The organism is Ehrlichia ruminantium str. Welgevonden (assembly GCF_000026005.1).
GTDB lineage: Bacteria > Pseudomonadota > Alphaproteobacteria > Rickettsiales > Anaplasmataceae > Ehrlichia > Ehrlichia ruminantium.
The window spans coordinates 632,902-659,697 of record NC_005295.2; the positions used below are offsets into that span (position 1 = coordinate 632,902).

General features: G+C 28.4%; 13 protein-coding genes. 6 read left to right on the forward strand and 7 right to left on the reverse strand.

The features are described from left to right. Positions 1 to 387: 387 nt before the first annotated feature. Positions 388 to 1,947: a hypothetical protein gene (locus ERUM_RS01980; RefSeq protein ID WP_011155044.1), complete on the reverse strand. Its 1,560-nt coding sequence runs from the start codon at positions 1,945 to 1,947 to the stop codon at positions 388 to 390. A gap of 1,242 nt (positions 1,948 to 3,189) precedes the next feature. Between ERUM_RS01980 and ERUM_RS01985 the strand changes: the two genes are divergently transcribed. After that, positions 3,190 to 3,525 carry a DUF721 domain-containing protein gene (locus ERUM_RS01985; protein WP_011155045.1) on the forward strand — a complete coding sequence of 112 codons (336 nt, stop codon included), beginning with the start codon at positions 3,190 to 3,192 and terminating at the stop codon, positions 3,523 to 3,525. A 1,783-nt stretch (positions 3,526 to 5,308) separates the two neighbouring features. On the opposite strand, the gene prfB is transcribed toward ERUM_RS01985, so the two are convergent. The 3 genes from prfB to gatA all read right to left on the reverse strand — a co-directional run bounded on the left by prfB (position 5,309) and on the right by gatA (position 9,438). Next, positions 5,309 to 6,413 (reverse strand): peptide chain release factor 2 gene (gene prfB / locus ERUM_RS01990; protein WP_011155046.1). Its coding sequence is split into 2 segments (ribosomal slippage): positions 5,309 to 6,337 and positions 6,339 to 6,413, totalling 1,104 coding nucleotides; the frame shifts between segments, so codons are not numbered across the junction. 798 nt (positions 6,414 to 7,211) lie between these two features. Continuing rightward, entirely contained in the window at positions 7,212 to 7,961 is a 750-nt protein-coding gene (locus ERUM_RS01995; RefSeq protein ID WP_011155047.1) for a YebC/PmpR family DNA-binding transcriptional regulator, read from the reverse strand. Between the two features lie 13 nt (positions 7,962 to 7,974). After that, a complete protein-coding gene (gatA, locus tag ERUM_RS02000) occupies positions 7,975 to 9,438 on the reverse strand; it encodes an Asp-tRNA(Asn)/Glu-tRNA(Gln) amidotransferase subunit GatA (RefSeq protein ID WP_011155048.1) in 1,464 nt (487 codons plus the stop codon). 812 nt (positions 9,439 to 10,250) lie between these two features. On the opposite strand from gatA, the gene ERUM_RS02005 reads away from it, so the two are divergent. The 3 genes from ERUM_RS02005 (at position 10,251) to typA (ending at position 16,212) form a co-directional block, all read left to right on the forward strand. Beyond that, positions 10,251 to 11,546, forward strand: a complete 1,296-nt coding sequence (locus ERUM_RS02005) for a bifunctional folylpolyglutamate synthase/dihydrofolate synthase (RefSeq protein ID WP_011155049.1) — start codon at positions 10,251 to 10,253, stop codon at positions 11,544 to 11,546. A 1,153-nt stretch (positions 11,547 to 12,699) separates the two neighbouring features. Next, positions 12,700 to 13,590 (forward strand): hydroxymethylbilane synthase, encoded by an 891-nt coding sequence (hemC, locus tag ERUM_RS02010; protein WP_044148728.1) that lies wholly within the window; start codon positions 12,700 to 12,702, stop codon positions 13,588 to 13,590. 783 nt (positions 13,591 to 14,373) lie between these two features. Then, positions 14,374 to 16,212 (forward strand): translational GTPase TypA, encoded by a 1,839-nt coding sequence (gene typA, locus ERUM_RS02015; protein WP_011155051.1) that lies wholly within the window; start codon positions 14,374 to 14,376, stop codon positions 16,210 to 16,212. Positions 16,213 to 18,533: 2,321 nt separating this feature from the next. Here typA and nuoI read toward each other — a convergent pair. The 3 genes from nuoI to ERUM_RS02035 are packed head-to-tail and all read right to left on the reverse strand — an operon-like array spanning position 18,534 to position 20,241. Next, a complete protein-coding gene (gene nuoI, locus ERUM_RS02025) occupies positions 18,534 to 19,040 on the reverse strand; it encodes an NADH-quinone oxidoreductase subunit NuoI (RefSeq protein WP_011155053.1) in 507 nt (168 codons plus the stop codon). Between the two features lie 8 nt (positions 19,041 to 19,048). Further along, positions 19,049 to 19,765, reverse strand: a complete 717-nt coding sequence (gene lepB, locus ERUM_RS02030) for a signal peptidase I (RefSeq protein ID WP_011155054.1) — start codon at positions 19,763 to 19,765, stop codon at positions 19,049 to 19,051. Between the two features lie 14 nt (positions 19,766 to 19,779). Beyond that, complete coding sequence (locus ERUM_RS02035) at positions 19,780 to 20,241, reverse strand: HesB/IscA family protein (RefSeq protein ID WP_011155055.1); 462 nt, start codon at positions 20,239 to 20,241, stop codon at positions 19,780 to 19,782. Between the two features lie 71 nt (positions 20,242 to 20,312). Between ERUM_RS02035 and ERUM_RS02040 the strand changes: the two genes are divergently transcribed. Together ERUM_RS02040 and ERUM_RS02045 are read left to right on the forward strand one after the other, a co-directional pair. After that, on the forward strand, positions 20,313 to 21,506 hold the full coding sequence (locus ERUM_RS02040) for a deoxyguanosinetriphosphate triphosphohydrolase (RefSeq protein ID WP_044148639.1): 1,194 nt from the start codon (positions 20,313 to 20,315) through the stop codon (positions 21,504 to 21,506). Positions 21,507 to 21,766: 260 nt separating this feature from the next. Beyond that, complete coding sequence (locus ERUM_RS02045; protein WP_011155057.1) at positions 21,767 to 26,791, forward strand: ankyrin repeat domain-containing protein; 5,025 nt, start codon at positions 21,767 to 21,769, stop codon at positions 26,789 to 26,791. Positions 26,792 to 26,796 lie beyond the last annotated feature (5 nt).

The window sequence follows — 26,796 nt, forward strand, 5'->3', positions numbered from 1 at the left end:
GAATAGCTGAAATTAGCAAAATTTGTATACATTTATTGTATAAAATACATCTTAATAAGATTGAGTAATAATTTTATTTAGTAATACAATATTAACTAAGAATTATCTACTTAATATATGTGCAATATATTTAAAATTGTATTGATGACATCATAAATGTTTTTTATCACATATACAAAGTGTTATTTTAATATAAATTTGTTTATGTAGTAGAAATTGTATTTCTACTAACTATTGTATTATATAAAATACTACGTATACAATTATTAAGTATTACACTTAATATTAATTATTTTACTCAGAGAAAGTGTAATAATATTACTACAATTATTTACAGTATGAAATGTTACTTAATCCTAAGCTGATGATACAGTAGTAGTAGCATTTTTACACTGCATGCCCTATGTAACTTGGGTTTTTAATATCAGTATTATTTACAATACTAGGACTTTTTGTAGCACTAGAACATATGGTAATATTATCAACATATCCTGCATTTAATTGGTAATATTTTTCGCAGTATAATAAATTCATATGTTGTTTACAATCTTTCATAATATAATCTTTAGCCTTTTGAATCAAAGTAAATATATCATATGAAAGGGTAGTTGACCCTAATAATTCCTTTAGCACAGCACATAGTTCTTCATTTTTAGATTGATCAAGTGATGCCATAATGTCCTCTCTTTCATTAGGATTGGACATAAGAGGTGCAATATCAAGATGTGGTGTTTCAGAAGATAATATATTATGAAGAAATTCATTTGTTTTTTTAGATAATGGATTTTTACTATCCTGAGAAGCAATAGCACAAATGTATTTGTATAACTTATTTTTCTTTATATTCTCATGTATTTTGTCACTAATACGCTTACCAGTGTTACTTATATAACGATTCTTATATAATAAATGATATTCTGTTGTCTCATCACATTTTTCAAGATACAAGTTTTTTATTTGATTAAAGATCACATCATCATATGACATATTTCCCTTGAATGTAATATTAGTAATATAATCTGTAATTGCTTTGAGTTTGACTGCTAATTGCTTGTTACTTAATTCTTGTCCGTATAACATACGTTTAGCATCGAACATAGAAAAGAATCTTATAGCTGTTTGACCACCTTCAGTCTTAGCCCAGTTATTATCGTTGTCTATTGGAGGGCAATTAGATAAAATTCTTATTGCTATAATATCATATAATGGTCTTACTGAGCTCTTATCACTTGTAGATTTAACCTTATAACGTAGAATTTGTTCAAACTCTTCTTGACCATAAGGATCTTTAATTGCTGAATTATTTAGTAGTTCACTACTGTAAAACCTAATATATTTACAAGTTAACAATAGTTTGCCATCTTGTAATGTTACATACAGTATTTCATTACCTACATGTTTCTTAATAGATTGTGATAGTAATAACTTATCAACATTGACTGTGATATATAATCCAGTATCCTTAGTACTAACATTATTATGGTTTCCCATAAATAACTGTACTTTTTTCGTATTATCTAAACTTATATCTATATCTGAATTTTTACTTGAAAATAATGTTGTATTATTTTGTTTAATATTTAATATATAGCTGTCTTTGTAACTTGCTTTTTTATACAAAAGGTCAATAATGTTATATCCAGTATCTATTTTGTGTATTTCTTCAGAAGGTATTGGTAAAAATACAACAACTTGTTCGCTTGGTTCTCTCAATGTTATAATATTGTCTTTGCCTATACTTTTCATAGAAATGCCATCGTAATGTATTATAGCACATTTTATTGCACTAAATACAACAGCAGCGCTTGTTATTAAAAGTAAAGCACCAAAAATAATACAGAATGTTGTACTGTTAAATTGTTTTTGTAATGTAAAAAAAAGTGTTAAACTGCAAGCTAATATTATTAGTAATAAAATTAACAATATTTTAGCTTTTAACTTACTCATAAAAGTCCTTAAAAAATTTTAACTAATTTTACCATTATGATATAATTAATACAATTTTTAAATATATTATACTGTATAAAATGGATAATTTTTTACTTAATATTATAATAACTAAATAAAAATATTACTTAATTAACTATAAAATTGTGTTTTTAGTATTACTTTTAGTTAAAAGTAATAACTTTTTTGTAAGATAAAAAAAGATTAATTAGCTGTATTAAGTCATCTTTTTATTAGAAGTAGTAATTAGAAGAATCATATATTTCTTTATTAGTGTAACAGTTCAGTAGAAAAAAATACTGATTATAATGTGTTTATTATACAATTAACTTTATTAAAATAAGAATTTAATATTAGCTTGATAAATAACTTATGTGTCTATGTAGGCAATGTTCTTATTAACACTTAAGAATTTTTGTTACATTTATTTCATAATTAAAGTTTTATTTTACTAGTAATGTGGTATTGTATATTTTCTATATTATTACTAACTTGTGCTGTAGGTTTTAATCGTACCTAAAAAAGATTATGTATAAAAATATTACATACTAGTATGTAATATTGCAATATATAGTTTATCTTATTTGATAATAAAACATATGTAACATTCAAGCTGTTATTGAGTTTATTCATTTATTTTTTTATACTTAATTATTCAAATTTTGATGTATGTTATAAGTAATAATATACAGTTGATTAGTACATTGATGAGTAAATTATTGATTTTATATAATTTATAAAAAGATTTCTTAACTTATTACTATAAATAAAAGTATAAATCTTAAATAGTCTACTTAAAACATATTGTATTAATGAAAAGAATGAATTTGATACATTTTATTGTGATCAAGAGATTAATTTTATTTATAAATTATATTTAAATATTAATTAATAGTTTATTTATGATATTCTGTGAAATATTACTAATAACTATGATAATATATTGTGTTATTAATGATGTGTTATGCAAATTGTTAAAAAATATAATAATGTAGATATTTTTATGTAATTTCTAGGTAAGTAATAAGCAAAGATAGTCCTTGATAATGCTACACTATTATGAATCTATGGAAATTGTAATATGTATGCCTTTTTATGATGGTAGTTAGCAGTTATAATATAACTGTTGTAGTGAATGATTATTTTGGTATCATTACAAATACACTCATCGTTGCTGATATTAGTAGTATGTCAGGAAAATAGTATTTTTAGTATACAATGTGTTTTTGATAATGTTGGATAATGAATATGTTATTTAAAGCTGGTCCTAAAAGTATAGGCTCTGCTGTTGAATCATTAATCTTAAAAAAATGTGAAAATGGGCATATTAGTAGAATTGAGATACGTCTTTTCTTAAATTGGGTTAATATTGTTGGGAGAGAGATATCTCAGGTTGCAGTACCAAGAAAATTGTTGTTTTTAGATAATGATATGAATACAGCGCTATTATATATTACTGTGAAAGGTGGTGGTGCTGCCATTGATATACAGTATAGTATTCCAGTGATTATAGAAAAAATTTCTATGTTTTTTGGTTTTAAAGTAATACATGGAATAAAAATAAAACAAATGTTATAATTATTAATAATTAATGACATATTGTGTATGTTTATAAAGATAATATTTGTCGTTTTTCCATAGTTTTTTTTAACAAATACTAGTTATAAGTACATGTAATATGATTCAATACTAATACAAAGAATAATAGTGTAATATGCAGTTTTTATATGCTATAGTTTTTTCTTGATAGCTATTTTGTGGTTTATCTAAAGTATATATGTAACTTGTAATGCTATATAGTAGTTAGTTTGTTAATTTAGCATTATGTATTTTTGTTAATAAAAAGTGTTGTTTGTTAGGGCTTTATTACTGAAAAATATTCTTTTAGTACAGGATTACTTATAGTCTTTTCTATTTTAGATAAGTATTTTATGTATTTAGTTAGATAAATATTGTTCTATATATGTGAGTATATAATTGGCATTATCAGTATGTTATTGGTTTTGTTTTTACTTAATACTGCTTATTTTTTCTAGGTTGCGATGTATTAAAAATTATATTTTTATAATATATAGCTAATATCTCTATTACTGATAAATACTTCTGATATATGATTGGTATTTTAACGTTATATACATATAATATTTTTTATTAATATATGATTGATATAGTACTTTTTATTAATACATATAATACCATTTTTATTTTTTGGAAAGTAAGTTAACTTTAAACTATTTTAAAATGTAGTTTAGTATTATAAAAAAATCTGTAACTAAGATTTTAATACATTTTTTGTAATAGTTCAGATATAAATTTATAAGATATCGGTTCTTAAGAAAAATCTTGAAAAAATTTAATTAATATTTCTCTTGTATATAAAACATTTTGTGTACAGTGATATTTCAAAATTTTTCAAATCTAAGCTTTGATTTTTTTATGATGGTACAAATTGAATATTTATCTTAGTAGCGAGAGCTAGTTTATAAAATACAATGTTCAACTAGTGTTTTATAGTTAATGGTAGATTTAATTATGATCCATTTAATAGTTAAAATCTGTAGTTTATTGTTATTTTTTATGAATACTATGTTGTATAATAATTATTTAATTAGATATCTTTTCTAGATGATAGTTACTAATACTTTTAATTTTATAATTGTGTAGTGGCTAGTTATGTAATCTAGTGTTTTTGTAATATGTTATGACGTTAGTTATAGAGATGATAGAAGATATAGTATAAGTTATTGGTAAATAATTTTTATTATTTGTGTTTAATATATTGTAAAAAAATTTTGTGTGAATTGAACTTTTAAATACTATTGTTAATTACAACTTTGATTACGTATCATTGTAGTGTCTTACTATATAGTTTAGTATTTCCTTAATCTATGATAGAAATTGTGTAAGATATTATATTAATTTATGTTTCAATTAATGTAACCTATTATATGTTATATATATAAGGTTTATAGTTTTTTATTATTGTTACTAAAAGGCGTATTGCGAAGAAAGCAGCTATAACATTGAACTTTCTGAATGCTAGTTACTTATATATTGATCTTTTATGTATGCTAAAAATATGTAGCAAAATTTTGTATTTATATATTATTTCTATATTTACAAAAACATAATATTTATAATTTCTATTGTTTTTTTACAGTGTTATATATTCTAAGGAAATTATTGGTATATAAAGTTTATTAGTGTCATTTGTTTGCCAATTTTTATTTTATATTTATATTGTGTAATAACCAGATTAGTATTTAATGTGTTGTTGCATTTTGTGTTACCAACAATATAACCTAATAATTTTTTTCTTGCTTTGTAAATAATAAAATCATTTTATTAATGTTGCTGGTAGTTATGTAATTTTTTTTGTTAATGTTGCTATAATAAACGCATCTAAGTCTCCATCTAGTACTGAGTTGACATTACCAGTTTCATATCCTGTACGTATATCTTTTACCATTTGATATGGGTGCATGACATATGACCTAATTTGGTTTCCCCATCCTATATCACATCTTTGGCTATGTTCTTGTGCCATTTTTTTTTCTTTCTCTTGTAATTTTAATTGATACAATCTGCTTCTTAACAAGTTGTATGCTTCACCCAAATTTTGATGTTGAGATCTATTATTTTGACATTGAACTACGATTCCTGATGGAATGTGTGTAATACGAACAGCACTTTCTGTTTTGTTGACGTGTTGTCCACCTGCTCCAGATGCTCTATATGTATCTATACGTAGATCTTTATCGTGAATTTGAATATCAAAATTCTCATTTGTAACTGGAGATACTAATACACTTGCAAATGTAGTATGACGCTTTGCATTTGAATTAAATGGTGATATACGTACTAATCTGTGAATACCACTTTCGGTTTTTGACCATCCATATGCATTGTATCCTATAACTTTAATAATGGCAGATTTTACACCAGTTTCTTCACCGTCTAACTTATACACAACTTGTGTTTTAAAATTATGATATATTTCTGCCCACCTTATGTACATTCGTAAGAGCATATTAGACCAATCATTACTTTCTGTACCACCAGCACCAGATTGAATTTCTATAAAACAATCGTTTTGATCTGCTTCATCAGAAAACAAACATTCAACTTCTTTTTTTTTGACTTTTTCTTTTAATGCTTCTAAGCCTTTAGATAAATCATCAAGTAGGCTATCGCTATCATTACTTATGACAGAAAGTAGTTCATTGTAATACTGATATTCTTCTTCTAATTCTGTAAATAAACCTACGATCTTAGATATTCTAGCACGTTCAGATAAAACATGATGTGCTGTTAAATTATCATTCCATAAAGACGTATCAGCACACTTTGTATTAAGATCAACTAATAAGCTTGTCAGATTATCAATGTCAAAGGTAACCTCGAATTAGTTGTAAAGCTTTATTTAAGTTTACTAATTCTTCGTCAATATAAGATTTAGTTACCATAATGTTAGGAAAAAAGTTAACTACTAGATTTTACTCGATTTATTAAAATGTACAATAAAAATAAACATAATAATAACTTTAACATAAATGCCATAATTAATAACTAATTATAGGATACAAGACCTATGCTAGGAAAGCAAGTTATAAATCATTAATAAAATGTTATCTTTAATATTATAATTTTTATTAAATGGTAAAATTTGTAAAGTAAGAATAATCACGTTAATTATATTGAGTAGCCTATAGCTCTATAAGAAAGTATAATACTTTTACTTAAAAATAAAATATCACTAGGATTTTTGTGTTTGTTGTAAATATGTATTAAAATATATAAGTTGGTTGTAAGATTGATAATTTGCAAATTACAAGTGATAATTCTTTTACGATAATGTAAAAAAAGTAAAGTTTTGTGTATATCATATATTATAAATATTTTGTAATATTTAAACTAAAATTAATATAAAGAGTGTTTTCTAAGTTTGTAGACATTAAGAGGTAGAAAATAAAGAATTTAGAAATTACAAGATTATTTTATAATTTATATAATAGAAGGAACTAATTTATATTATTATAGTATTTATAACATTGAAAAATAAAGTTAATAAAATGTTGTATTAAGGCAACCATAAAAACATATGTCACATTACTATAGAGTATATTAAAGTTATGTTGTTTTGATTAATAAATAGATGATAACTTTATTAATACTACTTATAAAGTATAGTAACTTAGATGTTATAGTAATAATTTTTTGACTGTAATAAAAAAGCAAAGTTGGATTACTAATAAATGATATTGTTATATTTTAGTATTAAAAATAAAATTACTATCTACATGTTGTACATCATCATTATTTTCCAATACATCCATTAAATTTAAAATCCTTTTTTGTAATTCTTCATCATCTATTGTTGTGATATTAATTGGTTTCCAAAATAGTCTAGAGAATTCTGCATCAGAGAATTTTTTAAACAACTGATCTCTTACATTACCAAAATCTTGAATATTACAAGTTACATAATACATTTTTTCTTCATCATAATCATTTTCTTCAACATCTAGTGCTTGTAATTCTATAGCTGTATTAAATAGAGTATCAAAACTATTAATAGATGATGCTTTATATGCTATTAAACCTACATGATTAAAAAGAAAGCTAACACTTCCTGACTCTCCTAATTTACCATTATATTTTGACAAAGCATGTCGTAGCTCAGCTGCAGTTCTATTACGGTTATTAGTAAGAGTTTGAATTATCAAGGCTATATTTCCTGGACCGTATCCTTCATATACTACTTCTTCAAAATTATCGTGCTGATTATTTCCAGATGCAGTTTTTATAGCAGCATCAATCCTATCTTTAGGTAGGTTTTCTTTTTTTGCTGTAATAATTGCAGACCTTAATCTAGAATTAAATTCTGGATCTGGAAGCCCTTGTTTTGTAGCTACAATAATTTCTCGAATTAATTTGGTAAATTTTTGAGCTCTTTTTGCATCTTGAGCTCCCTTACGATGTTTTATATTTGCAAATTGTGAATGACCAGCCATGTTTATATAACCTTTATTTTAAAATATTTCCTGTGTGTTTTTCTATGACACTTGCTATATTTAAAATACCTCCTTCATCATAATAGTTACCTATTATCTGTAAAGAAAGAGGTAACTTGTTTTTTGATAATCCTATTGGTATAGAAATAGCTGGCAATCCAGCTAGACTTGCTGGAACAGTAAATACGTCATTTAAATACATAGTTAATGTATCTAATTGTTCATCCATTGCGAATGCTTCTTTAGGAGCAGTAGGGGTAAGAATGTAATCAACACTCTTAAAGGATTCGACAAAGTCATTTGTTACTAAACGTCTAATACATTGCGCTTTGTTATAATATGCATCGTAATATCCAGATGACAATGCGTATGCTCCTATTAATATTCTTCTTTTTACTTCTGTTCCAAGATTATTTCCTCGTGTTAACTCATACATTTCATTTATGTTATCAGAGTTTACACGTGTTCCGTATTTTATCCCATCATATCTTGCAAGATTAGATGATGCTTCTGCAGAGCAAATAATGTAATATACAGGGAGTGCATAACTTGTGTGTGGCAAACTAATATTTACAATTTCAGCCCCTTCATTTTCTAGGTACTTAATTCCCTTTAACCACATCTCTGAAACTTCTTCGTATTCTTTATACTTATCTGATAACTCATATTCTTTAGGAATTCCAATTCGTTTACCTTTTATGATGTTTGTAATACTATCTAGGAATCTGGGTGTGGTTATGTTAGCAGAAGTGGAATCTTGAGTATCATATCCACAAATTGGTTGTAGCATTAGAGCTGCATCTTTTACTGTGCGTGTTAGTACTCCTGCTTGATCAAGAGAACTTGCAAATGCTATCATTCCTAATCTAGAACACCTTCCATATGTTGGTTTCAATCCTACTATTCCACAGAATGCTGCAGGTTGACGTACTGATCCACCTGTATCACTTCCTAAAGCGCCAGCACATAGAAAACCTGCTACAGCAGCACTTGATCCACCTGATGATCCTCCAGGTACTACTTTTACTCCATCTGCTCTTGTCCAGGGATTTTCTACCGGACCAAAGCAGCTATTAGAATTTGATGAACCCATAGCAAATTCATCCATATTTAGCTTTCCTAGCATTACAGCACCATCATCAATAAGTCGCTTTACTACAGTTGAGTCATATTGTGGAGTAAAATTCCTTAGTATATTAGAACATGCTGTTGTTTTAATATTTTTTGTACAGAATAAGTCTTTTATTCCAACTGGAATTCCAGTTAATGGGGTGATTTTATCTTGTTCATGTATTAAAATGTGATCTGCTTTTCTTGCAGCATCTAATGCAACTTCTGGTGTTTTTGTAATAAAAGCATTTAACTGTTCATTATTTATAGCATCAATATGAGTTTGGGTGAGTTCTACAGCCGAGAACTCTTTTTTTATTAGATTTTCATGCATTTCTGCAATGGATAATTTTAAAATATCTTTCATGTTTGAGTAAAATAGATCAGAGTGGCAGTAAGTTACCATATTATCTATTATAAAACAATTAAATTTTTTGGTAATACTTATAGTGTTAGTTGTATATATCAGAATAATTATCTATGTTGCTACAATATAAAAAGCTCTTTTTGATTGTAACAAATATTTGTTCTGTATTACCGAACGTGCTTGGTTATCAATTGTAACACTTTTCTTGCTATATTTAATCTTAGTATTAATGTTTGACGTATACTCATATTTTCCACTAAAAACAGATTTTTCATTTGTTAAATATACAGATTGTTATTATGTCTTGTTTGAATGATCCCACTTTTACTACATTATCTAAATTATGTACATATGCCTATTCTATAGTGTCAATAATAGGATGAAATAGGATAAGTATTGATATTATATGCATTAGTAATTATTTGATATAATAGGCAGATTAACAATTAATATGATTGTGATTTTCAGTGATTTCTATAAAACATGGGAAATTTTAATATATAATAGTAATATACATACTATACTAGTTGTTCTCATAAGTAATTGAATTAACATTGTTGTTTATGTTCTTAATGATAAGTTTTCTTTATATTAAGTATATAATAACCATCACAAGTCATTTTATTTAAAATATAATCCATTTAGTTGATGAAATTTTCTAGGTATGCATATGGAATGAGTATATATTAATCTAGGGATAAGCTAGGAAAGGTACTCTTGTAAAAAATTTTTAATATGTAATATATAAAGGTCAAGACACTGTTTATAGTAAATTTTATTAGATAAGATTTTGAGATGTAAGGAGAAATTATATGGTATATATGCCTCACTGGCCCAAACCTTTAGGTTTTAGGCCATCTGATATGGTACTTGATAGAATTGTAAAATTACTAAATAACTTAGGGGATCCTCAGAAAAAATTACCTCCGGTGATACATGTTGCTGGAACTAATGGTAAAGGTTCTACTATGGCTTTTTTACGTTATATTTTAAATGCTGCTGGTTTAAAGACACATGTTTATACTTCGCCACACTTGGTCGAATTTAATGAGAGAGTAATAGTTGCTGATAAGAAAATATCTGATAATTATTTATATGAAGCTTTAGAGATTTGTAGAGAAGCGAGTGTAGGTATTCCTGTTACTTTCTTTGAAGGTACAACTGCTGCTGTTTTTCTTGTGTTTTCTCAAGTTGATGCAGATATTGTATTAATAGAAACTGGACTAGGAGGACGTCTTGATGCTACTAATGTATTAGATCCTATCTTAACTATTATTACTTCAATATCACTTGAACATATTGAAGTATTAGGTGATACTGTTGAACTAATAGCAGCAGAAAAAGCTGGGATAATGAAGAAAGATGTAACTTGTGTTATTGCTCCTCAATCACAAGATTCAATAATGAAAGTTTTTGAATATTATGCAATGGAGAATAATGTTCCATTATATCGTGGTGGAATTGATTGGTTTTGTGAAAAACAAGACTCTAATATATTATTTAAAAATAGTGTTGATACCCTATCTTTTCCTTTGCCTTCATTACCTGGAAAACATCAGGTGATAAATGTGGGAAATGCAATTGCTGCTTGTAGTATACTTGCTGGCAAGTTTCATTATGATATAGATTATGATAATATTGCACATGGAATAACACAAGCATATTGGCCTGCTAGGTTAGAAAAAATTACTACTGGTTTTTTGCATAATATGATACCTCAGTGTTGGGAATTATTCTTAGATGGAGCTCATAATCCTGGTGGAGCTAGTGTATTAGCTGACTGGATCAAAGATAGCATCGTAGGTGATTTATATGTTATTGTTGGAATGACTCGAGATAAGGATAGTGTTGAATTTTTAAGTTACTTGAAACCTTATATAAAATTTTTATCTACTGTTTGTGTAAAATCTGAACCAAGGGCACAAACTGCAAATGAATTGTTACAAGTGGCATTATCATTGGGTATGAATGCAATAGCATCTGATACTTTAACAGATGCTATTTCTGGGATATTAGAAGTGGGTGATCATACTAAAAAATCTACAATATTAATTTGTGGATCATTGTTTTTGGCAGGTGATGTTTTATTAGAAAACAATGTATATTAACAGTAAAATACTTATTTGTTGTACTTTTTATATTTGTGTGTAAAGTATGGTATCAGTCTTTATTTTAATGATTTTATTGATTTGTATCTCATAGGTATAGCTTAAAAGACTTATTATTGAGTTTATCTATTGATCCCATAACCTTTATCTGGCAACTAATTTTGTACTTTATAAGTTTAAAGTTTTACATTAGATATTCTTAGTATGCTATTATATGACTTAATATAATGCAATATATAATTGCTTAAATTATATGATTTTATAAATTTTGTGTTGGTTTTTTATTATTGAAATTATTATAGTATGATTACTATATATATTTTTTTAATTTTGTACGTGAATTGCCTATAAACATTACAATATTTGCTATAATTTTCTTATCTACTACTTTAACAATATATTACAGTTTATTTTTTATATTATTGTCTTAGTTATTGTTAATCCAAAGGTTTGCTTGTTTAGGTGTTTAAATCTATTTGTGTGAATTTTACTATTAAATACGATATTTATAAGTTAATTTATAATTTGTATTGTATATTAGAAATTTTATATTGAGTTAAAAATGAATATTAGTTAACTATATTAATGTTGTGAATCTGTAGGTAATATGTCCATTATTTAAATAATCTATAAAGTGTCATAAGTTATTTAACTAGATGTAGCAGTGCTTATTATAAGTTTTTAATATTATACTTTAAATGATACATTATTATTTTGTTTCATGCTTTATATACTTAAGTTATATAGATGTCTATTTCTGAACTTTGCTACGGTAAATAATATAAAATAAAAGTGAAATATTTGTATTATAAACTGAACTGTCACTACTGATTATGGAGATTGCTTACAATAAATAGGCAGGAAGTGACAATGTGACTTTATTGATTTTATGAATTTAATAGATATACAGTATGTTATTAATAGTTCTTGATATTAAATTATATTTGATATTATTGTAATATCTTCAGCATATAAATTGTTTTATTAAGTAATCTCATCTACTTAAAAATAGAATCAGGAAAAATGGATATATTGTCTTATTTTGCTATATAATACTTTTGTATTTTATTTTTGTATCTAACTATTATAGATCTTAGATACAATTTTTTATTAGTTTTTACTTTTCTTATGAAAAATTTTTAAAATGAATAGTATGAATGTATATGTTGGAACACGAGGAAGTATTTTAGCTATTGCACAAGCAATGGAAGTTAAGAAGTTATTGTATAATTATTTTCCTGATATTAATGTTCAGATTGTTCATATTGTAACTTCTGGAGATATTAATGATAAAATTTCTCTGAGTGAGATAGGTGGAAAGGGATTATTTTTAAAAGAGTTAGAAGAAGCATTATTAACTGGTACTATAGATTTAGCTGTGCATTCAATGAAAGATGTACCAGCTTTTTATTGTGATAGTTTAGTTATCCCGTGTATACTGAAACGTAGTAGTCCTTATGATGTATTTATTTCCTCTAAATATCAAAGTTTAAGGTCATTACCTGATAATGCAGTTATAGGTACATCGTCTATTAGAAGAAAAGTACAATTAATGAGATTGCTTTCCAGTGTACAAGTTGTTCCTATTAGAGGTAATGTAGATACTAGGATATTGAAATTGGAAGCAGGGCAATATGATGGAATAATATTGGCTAAAGCTGGTTTAATGCGAATAAATAAAACTCATGTGATAAAAGAAGTATTGGATCCTCAAGTGATGCTAAGTGCAGTAGGACAAGGAGCTATTGGTATTCAATGTCGAGCTAATGATTACAAGATGATAGATATGATAAAAATTTTAAATTGTAAAAAATCCTATATTAGTGTTGCAGCTGAAAGAAGTTTTATGAAGACTGTTAATGGTTCATGTGATACACCATTAGCTGCACTTGCTAAATATGTTAATTCTGATACTTTGTACATGTCATGTATGCTTTCAAATGAAGAAAAGACAGTATTTTCAGATTGTTACTTTAATGAATGTGATGCGGAAATATCAGGTATTAATATGGGAAATGACTTAATGGATCAGTTAAATAACTAATGCATTGTTTTTATAAAAAATTACATGAAGAATTTCATCTAACCATCGAGTTTATCGTGTTTTTTATGAAATGAATCTTAGATTAAGTTAAATAATGTGTTGTAATAGTAAGATAACTCATCTTTAGATATTGCATAATTTACATTATTTACAGTATACATAATTTTTTATAAGAAATTATATGAAGAGTTTTGTATAATTAATGGAATTTATTGTATTTTTTATAAAATGAATCTTAGATTAAGTTAAATTAATGTATTGTAATAGTCCGATAATTCATCTTGAGATATTACATAATTTACATGATTTACAGTATACATGTAAGTACTAATTTGATATTAGTAGAAGTGTTATTTTTTATATTAAAGTATTGTCAAGTTGTTGAATTAGCTTTTCACATAATCTTGATAAATATTTTATGCTTACCTGAAGATGATTTTGTTATTGAAAATTCCAGTTCGTAAATGTGTAGAAAAAAATTATTTACTAATTATAGTAGATACAATACAAGAGCTGTTTTCATATCTATAAATATATTTTTGAATTAAGGTAAGTTGTATTTGTATAATTAAGGGGGGTTTTATAAGATATATTTTGATATAAGTATTTTTATGTTGAACAGTTTTAGTATATATTTATTCAACGTGTAAGACATTTGTTATACTTAGGGTAACTTTTTTAGTTAGCTATTAAAATATCAATAATTATGAAAATCAGTATTTGTTGATTAATTGTTATGTATGTTATAAATTAGTATTAAATTTTATCAAGTTTAGAGATATTATGTCGTCAGAAGGTGATTATCAGTCAATATGTAATTTAGCTATTATTGCCCATGTTGATCATGGAAAAACAACTCTGTTGGATGCTATGTTAAAACAAAGTGGTACTTTTAGAGAGAATCAAGATGTAGCTGAAAGGGTTATGGACAATAATGACTTAGAACGTGAGCGTGGTATTACTATTTTAGCTAAGTGTACATCTATTACCTGGCAAGGTAAGAAGATTAATATAATTGATACTCCAGGACATGCTGATTTTGGTGGAGAAGTAGAACGTGTATTATCAATGGCAGATGGTGTGTTGTTATTAGTTGATGCTTCAGAAGGACCTATGCCTCAAACTAAATTTGTACTGTCAAAGGCGTTAAAAGCTGGATTATTACCTATCGTAATTATAAATAAAGTTGATAGACCAGATAGTAGAATAGATGAAGTACTTGATGAAGTATATGAGTTATTTATGAATCTAGATGCTACTGATGAACAATTGGATTTTCCAATCTTATATGCATCAGGAAGAAGTGGATGGTGTGTTAAAAGTTTATCTGATAATAGAGAAAATTTAGTGCCATTATTTGATGCAGTTATTCAACATGTTAAGCCTATATCTTATGATATTAATGCACCTTTTAGTATGTTATTAACATTATTAGAATCAGATAAATTTTTAGGCAGAGTATTAACGGGAAAAATATATACTGGTACAGCTAAGATTAATGATAGTGTAAAAGTTTTAAATCTTGCTGGTGAAGTTGTTGAATATGGTAAATTAACTAAGTTATTATCTTTTTCAGGACTTAAACGTGTACCAGTTAAAGATGCCAGAGCTGGAGATATTATTGCAGTTGCTGGCCTTGAGAAAGCTTCAGTATCTGACAGTATTGTTGATAGTTCTATTACTCATCCTATTGCATCAACACCAGTTGACCCACCAACTATGGCAGTTACTATTAGTGTAAATGATTCACCTTTTGCTGGGACAGAAGGGGTTAAGCTAACATCAACGGTAATTAAGGCACGCTTGATAGCAGAAGCTGAGACAAATGTGGCAATTACAGTAAAAGAAACAGAGCAGGGTGATGCTTATGAAGTTGGAGGAAGAGGAGAATTACAGCTTGGTGTATTAATAGAGACTATGAGAAGAGAAGGATTTGAGCTTTCAGTATCTCGCCCTCGTGTTTTGCTTAAAAAAGATGATAATGGGCAAGTTTTAGAGCCTATAGAAGAAGTAGTTATTGATGTAGATGAAGTGTATAGTGGCATTATAATGGAAAAACTAAATCTACGTAAAGGTGATATGCAAGACTTGCGTCCATCAGGAAAGAATAGAGTTAGGATGGTATTTTTAGTTCCTTCACGTGGTCTTATAGGTTATCAAGGAGAATTTTTGACTGATTCTCATGGTACAGGTATTATAAATAGGTTGTTCTATAGTTATGCTCCACATAAAGGTAATATTCCTACTAGGAATAATGGTGTACTTATTTCTAACGATAAAGGTGAAGCTGTAGCTTATGCGTTATTTAATTTGCAAGATCGAGGTATGATGTTTATTAAACCTCAAGATAAGGTATATTGTGGGATGATTGTTGGACTTCATAGTCGTGAAAATGATATTGATGTCAATGTTTTAAAAGGTAAGCAGTTGACTAATATAAGAGCTGCTGGTTCAGATGAAGCAGTAAGGTTAGTACCACCAAAATTAATGACTTTGGAAGAAATGATAGCATTTATTAATGATGATGAGTTAGTTGAATGTACTCCTAAATCTATTCGTTTAAGAAAGAAATATTTAGATCCTAATGAGCGTAAGCGTGCTTTTAGAGCTAATAAAATATAATTTAGTAGTTGTTCATAGATGATTTATTCATAGTTTATTATAAATGAATATCTTATCTATCGAAATAGGCATGATGCATTTGATTTACTTTTGATTGGTATTGTTATAGGTTAGTATCTTTTTTTTTTTTTAATACTAATTGTGAGATATTATATAATTGGGAAATTATTCAGTATTCTTTCATACTGATACAGCTTAAATATTTGGTACAATACCAATAGATGTAAACAAAATGAATATAGATTTGCTTAGTATATCAAGAGATAAATATATATCCCAATTGGAATAGGAAGCATTATATGTACATAAGCATCAACCAATAATATGATATATTTATAATATTTGATAATGTAATCAGTATTTTTGCTATTTTTTATTAAAGTTATTGTTTGTAATAATAGATTCTTTATTGAAAAAACATATCTATTTTTATAATTAGTATATTGCTGTGTGCATAAGTTCTTTACATAATAAGTGAGAGATTTTTCTATTTTTACTATACGTTATTTATCATTTAAATTGTTATAGTTTGTTGACCATAAATTATTATGATTGCTTTTGATTTACCTTAAATTTTGTTTATTTGATCAAGTTTTATAGTTGATATAATAAAAATTTTTTTTCTGCTTTAGTTACATATATTCTTATATTAGTTATCTGAAAGGTTTACCTTGAGTTTTTTTATACGATAAAGAATATTGCATTTATATAATAAACATTCTCTTTTATTACCAATATACTAATTATAAAAATACAAATGTGTATTTTTATAATTAACATATTTTTTTTGATTATTTAATCTGCTTATGTTTATGTACCAATAATTCCAATTACTAAGATATATATGCTTATCTTAAATTTTTATTTGAATAGGTGAATTTTGTATTATTGGTATGTTTAATTTTTTCTGTCCTATGTGTTATTATTAACCTATTAGCTAATGGCTAATAGTATATAAATGTATTTTTACAATGTATTTAAATATTACCAATACTACTATAAGTGCGTTTTAATATGTATATTTAGTTTATACAGTATTTTTATTTTATATTGGTACATGTACTTATTAGTTTATAAGTCAATTTTAAATAGTTGATTGACGTATTATTATTGGTGGTGAATATAAATTAATTTATTCTTAATTATAGTTGTAGTTTTTATGTTGATGGAATAAAGAAAGTAGAGATTTTATAAGTAATATTTATAAGATCTGTAGTGTAAATTTCTCTATGGATGAAATAAGTGTTGATATTGAATGAAATTATTGAAATCAAATTGCAAATGATTAATATTTTTAATATACAAATAAAGTATTTACAAAAGTTAGATTTTATAACAGTAAGAGACCTTCAATATATAGAAAAAGAGTTGGCTATTGTGTTAGATTACAGATGTAAACAAATTCAATGTGATATAACTATTATTTCATGTTGTAATAATCAGGATATAGTTGAATTGTTGAAAAGTGTATGTTTGAAATATGAAAAGGCTTTAAAAATGAGAAATAAGTTATTCATTATATATAATTTTAATAATAAAAAACAGAAGTTTAATATCATCTGATCATGATATACATGATATGTAAATGAATTTACGAGTAATTATAAGTATATCTTTTATATACTCAAAATATAGTTGAATCGTTAAAAAATGTGTATTATAAAAATATAATGAAATTTTTCTGTATTATTTAGTAGTAAGAAGTAAAAGCGTACAATTACTAAAGATTAATCAAATAAGTGAACCTACTGTATGCTATTATAGGTTTTAAAAATACCAAGTCTCATATCTAATATATGGTATCAAAGCTACCTATTTTTTAAAAATTGTCAAGTGTGTTTACATAAGCTTTTTTATTGTGTAAATATAATAGCATTTATGATATTTTTTTCTATTATAGAGATATTGAAATATTAACTTTCTGTTGTGTATTTATATATAATAATGAGATGCAATTAATGTGAGATTGTAACTTATGTATTAATTATTATATATATCAGAAAGATAATGTTGATATAATAAAATATTAAAATCGAAAATAAAAAAAGCCTGAATTGTTTTTATATTAATATGAGCTGTGTTATGAAGAAATAACTAACATGTTAGGTTTTATAATATATGAAACTATTAGTATTTATGTATGGTTGATGCTAAAGTTTATTGTGATATACAAAGAAATATATGATGCTATAGTTGGTAAACCTGTATTTAAAGTTTAGTAAGATAAAAAAAACATCTGATAACTTTGATTACCAAAATGACATACATAATTTTGAATATAACAATTTGATAAGAATACAGTAGAAGTAATGAATTATAAGTTAATAAAACTTACTATTTTTCTTGATTCTTAAATCAATAGCTTCTTCCCATATTTGTCCATTATGTAATAGCTTACTTTTATTATACATAAGCTCTTCCCTTGTTTCTGTAGCATACTCAAAATTTGGTCCTTCTACAATAGCATCTACAGGACATGCTTCTTGACAAAATCCGCAGTATATACATTTTGTCATATCTATATCATACCTAACTGTACGTCTACTATTATCAGTATCACGTTCTTGTGCTTCAATTGTAATTGCCTGTGCTGGACATATAGCTTCACATAATTTGCATGCTATACAACGTTCTTCACCATTTTTATATGTTCGTAACGCATGTTCACCTCTAAACCTTGTACTTAATGGGTTCTTTTCTAGTGGATAATTTAACGTAACCTTTGGTTTGAACATATAACGTAATGTTATATACATACCTTTAAAGGTAATGAATAAGCTATACGGTAAATTTATAAAACTTGCCAGTAATGATCTTTTATTAATCATAATATATCTTAATTAATTGCATGCCATACTCTATCTGATCTTAATTTAAATGGCAAAAAACTGCCATCTTTAGATTTTGTGAATGATAATGCTATTACATGAGCTTTTCCTATTATATTTTTAAGAGGAATATACCCAACATCTGTAATAAATCGACTATCCCTTGAATTATCTCGATTATCACCTAGTACAAAAACATGATCTTCTGGTACAGTATATACTGGTGTGTTATCAAGTGGACTATCTTGAATATCATCTAATACCTCATGTGTATTACCATTAGGTAATGTTTCTAAGTAACGACAGATTGCTTTTCCATCATCTTCATCTATAAAATCACTAACCTTTTTATACTGCATTTTATTTCCATTTATATAAAGAAAACCATTAATAATTTGTACTTTATCACCTGGTATACCAATTACTCTTTTTATATAATGAAGTCCTGGATCTTTAGGTGGACGAAATACAACAACATCACCAGGTTTTGGTGTTTTTGGGAAAATGCGACCTTTTATTATTGGAAGATAGAATGGAAAAGAATACCTACTGTAACCATAACTATATTTACTAACAAATATATAATCTCCCACTAATAATGTACTTTTCATTGAACCGGAGGGTATGTGAAATGGCTCAAATAAAAAAACCCTTATTGCTAAAACAGTTAGCGTGGCAAGAATAAATGTTGAGATAAACTCACGAACAGGGAAACTTTTTTTCAAGGTTATACCATGAACTATATAGAAAAACTATTACCGCATCCGCACTTAGATTTTGCACTTGGATTATTGATGACAAATCGAGATCCATTTATATCTTCTATGTAATCTATTACAGAATGTTTTAAGAGATTATTGGATGCACGATCTACTAATAATAAAGGTTTACCTGTTTCTTCGTCGAAAACACTAAACTTTGCTTCACTATCTTCTTCTAGCTCATCATCATCAAGAAAATCATAATCTTCTTCTTCATCAAGAAAATCATCATCATCTTCTTCTTCATCATCTTCTTCACTATCAGCAAGTAAAGTATTAATATTGCCCATATTGAAGTTGTACTTAAATCCTGAACAACCACCACCTGAAACTGACAAACATAATAAAGAATCTGTATCTTTTTCTTGATCTATTAAACATTTAATTTTATTAACAGCATTTTCTGTAAGTGTTAAATCTGCATTTTTTAAGTTTGACATGTGTGCAATACCTAATTAAAAATTAACCCATGAATATATCATAATTTTTATCTGTGTCAAATTATAAACTTATGTTGGATTTAGTAAAATATGCTTGTGACCCTTTAGAAACAAGAGGGAGGGTATTTCCTGAAAGTGAAGATCCATATCGCAGTTGTTACCAAAGAGATCGTGATCGTATAATATATTCTGGTGCATTTCGTAAGTTACAGTATAAAACTCAAGTATTTATTAATTATGAAAATGATTATTATAGAACACGATTAACTCATAGTTTAGAAGTTGCTCAAATTGCTAGGTCATTGAGCAGAAGGTTATGTGTGAATGAGGATCTGACTGAAGCTATATCTTTAGCTCATGATCTGGGTCATCCTCCGTTTGGGCACGCTGGGGAGGAAGCGTTAAATGAAATGACTCAGCATTACTTAGGGTTTGATCATAATGTTCAAGCTTTGAGAATATTAACATTCTTGGAGAAAAGATATCTTAAGTTTGATGGTATTAATCTTACTTGGGAGTCCTTAGAGGGAATTGCTAAACATAATGGACCCATTACTGGAAAGCATTGTGTAAACCCAATTAAAAGAGTTCATAAGTTTATATTAGACTATGATAGGGATTATAAATTGGATCTTGATAATTTTTCTAGTGCTGAAGCTCAAATTGCAGCTATTTCTGATGATATTGCTTATAACATGCATGATATTGATGATGGCATAAGAGCAAAGATTTTAGTAGTAGATGAATTATTAGAGTTACCTTTAATAGGAAGGATTTTAAAAAAGATTATAGATGAAAATACTAATTATGATATATCTGATAATAAGGTTATCCATGAATTTTTAAGAAAGACTGTAGATACTATGATAGAAGATGTAGTATATCAAGTTAAAAGTAATGTAAGAGAGTATAATATATATTCACAAAGTGATATTAGAAACCTGGGAAAGGTATTTGTAACGTTTTCTGCAGAAATGATGCAATATCATGCAAGTATAAAAAATTTTTTGAGATCTAAGCTATATAATTATTATAAAGTAAAAAGGGTGAAAAATAAAGTAAAGCGTATAATTAAGGAATTATTTAAAGCATTTTATGAGGATCCCCAGATATTACCTCCTGATTGGAGTATAAAAGCTATGAATACAGATTTACTTGGTAAATCAATTGTAGTATGTGATTTCATTTCTGGTATGACAGACCGTTTTGCTATTCAAGAGCATAGAAGGATATTTGATACAAAGTATGAGATGCAATTATTCTAGAAACATATGTGGTTAGTTACTGTGGTATATACCATAATTTTAATATATTAATCTAACCTTCAATCTTTTTTTAATTAGATAGTGTTATTCTTATTTATAACTGTAGTTTAGCTAATTTTTGTATGACTTTAGTGGGTTATAGTTATTTATTAACTGTGTTAATAAATTAATATTAGATTTTATATTCTTAATAACTTAATTATCAAAATATTAATAATTTATATTTAAATTTATTGATTAAAATATAACAGGAAACTTTTATGGCAGATCCAAAAAATACTACTCAAGAAGGAGAGAATAAAAATCCTAGTGCTGCAGTAAACCCTATACCTACTGTTTCACAAGAAGTAGAACATGAATTAGAAAATGTAAATGAAGAGTTAGCTCAAGCTCCTGCTGTTGATCCTCAAGCTCAAGCTCCTGTTGTTGGTCCTCAAGCTCAAGCTCCTGCTGTTGATCCTCAAGCTCAAGCTCCTGTTCTTGATCCTCAAGCTCAAGCTCCTGTTGTTGATCCTCAAGCTCAAGCTCCTGCTGTTGGTCCTCAAGTTCAAGCTCCTGCTGTTGATCCTCAAGCTCAAGCTCCTGCTGTTGATCCTCAAGCTCAAGCCCCTACTCCTGATGTAGAGCATATGGAAGCACCTGGTGGAGCTATTTATGCAGTAAGTGAAGGTTATCATCCACACTCTAAAGAAGAAATTGAAGCAGCAATTACAGCAGCAGATGCTGCTCCTGAGATTCCATTAAAGGACGAGTCAATTAGACAAGAGGTAAGAAAATCACAAAGTGCTCCTAATCTTTCATCAATGGAAAAGCCAGTTACAGAAGGAATGAGAAGAGTAAATACTATTCCTAAAGTTTCATCAATGCAAGAAACAATAGATGATGCTCCAGATTATGCTGAAATCGATGAGTCTGATCTAGAGAGCGATCCAGGTCTGGTTTTCAAAATTGATGATCTTTTACCTCGTGATGGGGTGGGTGAAGAAGGTATAGCTCCTCCGTTGCCTAATAGGAGACCTCCTGTTTCTCCAGAAGGGGGTCATTTATATGAATATGTTGATGGATCGCAGCTCAAAGTTGATACTGAAGGTACGCCTCCTCCATTGCCTAATAGGAGACCTCCTGTTTCTCCAGAAGTTGGTCATTTATATGAAGATCCTAATGAGTTTGATGTAAGTCGTGAGAGTTTATATACTCTTGCACAGGCAGAAGGTCAGGTACCTGGTGATGAAGGTACGCCTCCTCCGTTGCCTAGTAGGAGACCTCCTGTTTCTCCAGGGGCTGGTCATTTATATGAAGATCCTGATGGGTTTGATGTGGGTCGTGAGGGTGAATATACTCTTGCACAAGCAGAAGGTCAGATATCTGATGTTGAAGGTACACCTCCTCCGTTGCCTAGTAGGAGACCTCCTGTTTCTCCAGGGGCTGGTCATTTATATGAAGATCCTGATGAGTTTGGTGTAGGTGGTGAGGATGTATATACTCTTGCACAAGCAGAAGGTCAGGTACCTGATGCTGAAGATACACCTCCTCCGTTGCCTGGTAGGAGACCTCCTGTTGCTCCAGGAGAGGATAATTTATATGAAGATCCTGATGAGTTTGATGTAGGTACTGAGGATGTATATACTTTTGCACAAGCAGCAGATCAAGAACTTGGTAGAGTTGATAGTGTAAGTTGGTCATCACTGAGAGATGACTACCTTAACAATAATGAGTTAAATGAAGAGCTATTACTACGTGAAGGACCTGTTCGTGAGATATGTGATATGATAGTTCAATCTCATGGAAATTTATCTCAACGTAGTGTTAACAAAATTGTGGGTATGTTACAAAATGGTGGAGAAGCTATCTCAGAACAAATTAATGAACCATTAAAAGTTACACATCCTGATGGTAATAGAGATTGGCCAGAGCGTGTTATGCCTTTATTGCATGCTGCGTGTTTATATAATGTTAACCCGGAAGTAGTGAAAGCTATAGCAAATGCAGGGGGAAATTTTGGTTTAGGAGATGCTAGTAATAAGCTACCATTACATCATGCTGCAAGATATGGTTCTCCTAGTTTAATAGATCTCTGTTTAAAAAACACAAATCCTAGTCAGATGAATGTTAAAGATATATATGGTGATGCTCCTATAATATGTCTCTCTCATAATCCTAAGTGTTCTAAAGAAAATATAGATGAAGCTATGAGATCTGGTGCAGATTTAGGTACATGTGATGCTGATGGAAGATTGCCTTTTCATCATATAGCACATACTAATACACCTTCTATTATTAATCACGCATTGCGGCGTATGGAAGGTAGTCCTATGCTTCGCAATAGAATTTCTGATCAAGATCTTTCAGGGAATAATGTGGCCCATTTTGCAGCTAGTAACGGCAATATCTCTGAAAAGTTTATTAAGGTATTGAAGAATTTAGGAATTGATATTCATGGTCAAAATATTTCAGGTAGAACTCCACTATCTTATGCTGTATGTACTGGAAGTCAGAAAGTAGTATCAGAACTTCTTTCATCATCTGGCTCTAAGGTAAATACACCTGATGTTGATGGTTGTACTCCTTTACATCATGCTGTAAAGACTAACAGGCTAAAATCTGTAAAACAAATTATGGAACATCCTTCTGTTAATCCTGCAGCTGTTGATAATCGTGGATGTACTGCGGTTCATCATGCTGTTATTCGTGGTTTAGAGTCTGTATTAAAAGAGTTGTCCTCTGATCGTGGAAAATCTAGAGATGTTAGAGAAGGGATTAGAACATCATTGCTATCAAAAGATGCGCTAGGTAATACACCACTCCATATTGCTTGTGCTCCAGAATGTGTTGCTACAATACCTAGATTATTGAAAGCTATTGAAAAGTATTACGGTAAAGATGGTGTTATGCATGCTCTTCAAGAGTCAAATAATGGTAAAGATAGGTTAGATCTAGAAGGTTTAAAATCAGATAGTGTATTGACTAGGCCGCTTGCTAAAATATTATCTACTATTACAAATAGAGATATACCTTTATCTCCATTACATAAGGCTATACAAGAATCTAATATAACTGCTGTTGAGAAAATTATTGCTGCTACGTCACCTGATATATTAAAGCAAAAAACTCCTCAAGGATTAAACAGTGTTCAGCTTGCTGCTATGTATGCTAATCCAGCAATGGTTAAATACATTGCTAAAAGATCATCAGCAGCAGATATTAATGACCCAGGTAATGCAGTTCCTCCATTAAATTTAGCACTTTTATATGGTTCTCCAGAACATGCTAAGGCACTACTTGCTAATAAGTCTGTAGATTGTACTCAACCTATGGGGGATGATCAGAATACTATATTACATGCTGCTGCTTTTCGTGGTGATGTATCTCTTTTGAAAGAAGTACTAAAACATCCAGGTGTTGATGTTAATGCTGTAAATGCTCAAGGTAAAACTGCTTTACATATTGCAGTAGAACGTGGGGATTTAACAGCAGTTGATAAACTATGTAGGGTAAAAAAGTGTAATGTCAATGTTCAAGATGAAAATGGTCATACTCCACTATCTATGGCAATAAGTAGAGATGTTAGTGAAAAACTTGGCATGGCAATAATAAAATTATTGCTGAAGACAGGTGCTGATGTAACTTTAGATGCAGATTATGCGATAGGGGAGGCGGTAGGTACTAGATCTCATGATATTTTAAGTATGTTAATTGATTCTGGAGCAAAGGTATCTTCTACTAATCAAGCACCACTTGAATGTGCTGTAACACGTGGAGACAGAAGTTCTATTGATAAAGTAGTAAGAGGTGGTGGTAATGTTAATCATATAGTAAATAATCCAAATGATGAAGATCATGGCTTAAATTTATTAATGCTTGCTATAAAAAATGAAAAATTAGAATCGGTAAAGTCATTAATCAAAAATAAATGTGATGTTAGCAAATATAATGGTGATAATACCTTTACAGCATTGCATATGCTTCCTTTTGTAGAAAATCAGGAATTTGCTGTTAGTGTAGCTAAGGAAATTTTAACCTCAGGAAGTAAGAAGAACCAAGATATTTTGTCAAAACAAGATGTTAATGGTAATACACCTTTACATTTAATGATTAGCTCAGGTAGATCAGATCTATGTAATACAGTAATGAAGAGGGTAAGTAACCAAGATCTTACTAAAGTATCTGGTATACAAAATAGTGAAGGAAATAATTTATTACATGTTGCTGTTGAGCAAGGTAATGCTGATATATTAAGTGATATATTACAACTTACTAATAAATCAAGTCGTTCCAATGTGGTAAATGCTAAAAATGGAGAAGGAAATACTCCATTGCATGTTGCTGCAAAGGAAAACAAGTATGATATCCTAAAAGTTATGCTTAAGTCTTTACCTAATAAATCATCGGTAAGTAATGCATTTAATGTACAAGATTCCCAAGGACAGAATTTGCTACACATTGCTGCGGAACGTGGTGATAGTAGGCTTTTTGCACGTGGATTACGTAGTATGGATTCGGGAAGTTTAACAAAAGCATTAAATGCTCGTGATAGTAATGGTAATACACCAGTACATCTTGCGTTAGCTGCAGGTATTAAAGAAGTAAAAAGTGTAATAGGTTTATGCAATCAAGAGACGTTGTTAGTTCCTAATAATGAAGGTAAACTTCCATCACAGTGTATAGAGGAAGGTAGCATATTTGCAAGTACTAGGGGATTTGTAACATCAAGAGTTTCAATACAGCAAAAACTAATGAAAGCTGAACAAAAAGCATTCATACGAGGACCAGAGTCTAGTACTCCTTTAGTAAGTGAATCTTCTTCAATATCTTCATCTAGTAGTAGTATTGACTTTCCACAAGAAATGGGGATATCTCAGGAAGTACGTGGAAGGAGATTTAGATTTATTAGTGATTCATCAGATAAAAGTACTACAGAAGTACCTGAACCACCATTAAGGACGCAACCGCAAGAATATAGTATAAATGTATTTGATGACTCTGTGCAAAGAACAAGACAATTCGATACTGATCCAGGGACATTATCTTCTAGTAGTTCAGTAAGGCCTAAATCTCTTTGTTCATCATTTCGTCCAGAATCTTCAGATTTAGAATCTCAGTCAACAAGTTCTTTAGAATTTGATAGAATGTTAAGTGGTGATCCAAATTTACAAGGGGAAATAGCACAAATTGCTGAAGGAATGTCTGATGTTGTACAGTCTCAATCTGATGTGGAAAATGAGAGAGTATCTCCTGCTTCAAGTCAAGGTACTTTACAGAAAAAAAGTTCTTGCATGGAGAAGTAATTTAA

Excerpts from the sequence above, each read along its gene's own strand:
- ERUM_RS01980 (WP_011155044.1), bottom strand. The coding sequence starts at position 1,947 with ATGAGTAAGTTAAAAGCTAAAATATTGTTAATTTTATTACTAATAATA.
- ERUM_RS01985 (WP_011155045.1), top strand. The coding sequence starts at position 3,190 with ATGAATATGTTATTTAAAGCTGGTCCTAAAAGTATAGGCTCTGCTGTT.
- ERUM_RS01995 (WP_011155047.1), bottom strand. The coding sequence starts at position 7,961 with ATGGCTGGTCATTCACAATTTGCAAATATAAAACATCGTAAGGGAGCT.
- gatA (WP_011155048.1), bottom strand. The coding sequence starts at position 9,438 with ATGAAAGATATTTTAAAATTATCCATTGCAGAAATGCATGAAAATCTA.
- ERUM_RS02005 (WP_011155049.1), top strand. The coding sequence starts at position 10,251 with ATGGTATATATGCCTCACTGGCCCAAACCTTTAGGTTTTAGGCCATCT.
- hemC (WP_044148728.1), top strand. The coding sequence starts at position 12,700 with ATGAATGTATATGTTGGAACACGAGGAAGTATTTTAGCTATTGCACAA.
- typA (WP_011155051.1), top strand. The coding sequence starts at position 14,374 with ATGTCGTCAGAAGGTGATTATCAGTCAATATGTAATTTAGCTATTATT.
- nuoI (WP_011155053.1), bottom strand. The coding sequence starts at position 19,040 with ATGATTAATAAAAGATCATTACTGGCAAGTTTTATAAATTTACCGTAT.
- ERUM_RS02035 (WP_011155055.1), bottom strand. The coding sequence starts at position 20,241 with ATGTCAAACTTAAAAAATGCAGATTTAACACTTACAGAAAATGCTGTT.
- ERUM_RS02040 (WP_044148639.1), top strand. The coding sequence starts at position 20,313 with ATGTTGGATTTAGTAAAATATGCTTGTGACCCTTTAGAAACAAGAGGG.
- ERUM_RS02045 (WP_011155057.1), top strand. The coding sequence starts at position 21,767 with ATGGCAGATCCAAAAAATACTACTCAAGAAGGAGAGAATAAAAATCCT.